A 1155-nucleotide genomic window follows, 5' to 3' on the forward strand; every position below is an offset into this window, starting at 1 on the left:
GGCTGCTGAACCAGCAGTTCAAGGAGGCCATCGACGATTTCGACAAGTTCATCCGCCAGGAGAACAAAGTCGCCGACGCCTTCATCTGCCGGGGCCTGAGCTACCTGCACCTGAAGGATACGGTACGCGCCTACGACAATTTCAACACCGCCATCCGCACGAACCGCGAGAACCCCGGCGGATACAACCGCCGCGGCGGACTCTACATGGAGCAGAAACGCTTTGCGGAAGCCGAAGCCGATTTCAACAAGGCCATCGAATGCGATTCGGCCTACCTGCTTTCGTATTTCAACCGCGCACTGGTCTACTCGGACACCAACCGTCCGATGCTGGCCCTCGCGGATTTCGACAAGGTGATCCAGCTAGATTCGACCAATTCGCTGACCTACTTCAACCGTGCCATGCTGCGCACGCAGATAGGCGACTACAACCGTGCGCTGGACGACTACGACAAGGTGGCGCTCTATTCGCCCAACAACGTGCTGGTCTACTACAACCGCGCAGGGGTCTATGCCCAGCTGGGCGAACTGGAGAAGGCGATAGACGACTACTCCTCGGCCATCAAGCTCTACCCCGATTTCGCCAACGCCTATATTTACCGCGGCCGTCTGCGCGAACTGCTGCGCGACCCGCAGGGCGCGAAGAAAGACCGCGACACGGCCCAGAAGAAGATTGCGGAGTACCGCTCCCGCCTGAGCGACAGCACCTACTCGATCTATGCCGACACGACGCAGCGTTTCGATCGCCTGTTGTCGTTCGACAGCAAATTCTCGGGCGGCAGCTTCGACCGCATCACGGGCCACAACGGCGGCCACGAGGAGATGCGCCTGCTGCCGCTGTTCAAGTTCACGCTGATGCGTCCCGACACCGTGCCAACCGTGGAACGCTACCACGTACAGCGCGTCGAGGACTTCAGGAAACGGGTGGACAACGAATACCTCACCCTTTCGTGGCGCGAAAGCAATATCCCGGCCGACACGCTGGTGATGCTCGACAAGCAATACGTCGAGGAGCTCAAGTCGGATCGGGCATCGTGGACGGTGCTCTTCGAACGGGGTGTCACGCAGTCGCTCATCAAGCAGTATACCAATGCTGTAAATACCTTCTCAGCGGCCATCGAGCAGAATCCGAGCAACCCGTTCCTCTACCTGAACC

General features: G+C 59.2%; 1 protein-coding gene. It reads left to right on the plus strand.

Annotated elements, in window-relative coordinates:
• Window positions 1-1155: tetratricopeptide repeat protein (locus QVP03_RS10730; RefSeq protein ID WP_288210767.1), on the plus strand; the 1155-nt coding region annotated here is incomplete at both ends.

Source organism: Alistipes sp. CAG:29, from assembly GCF_000435435.1.
Taxonomy (GTDB): domain Bacteria; phylum Bacteroidota; class Bacteroidia; order Bacteroidales; family Rikenellaceae; genus Alistipes; species Alistipes onderdonkii.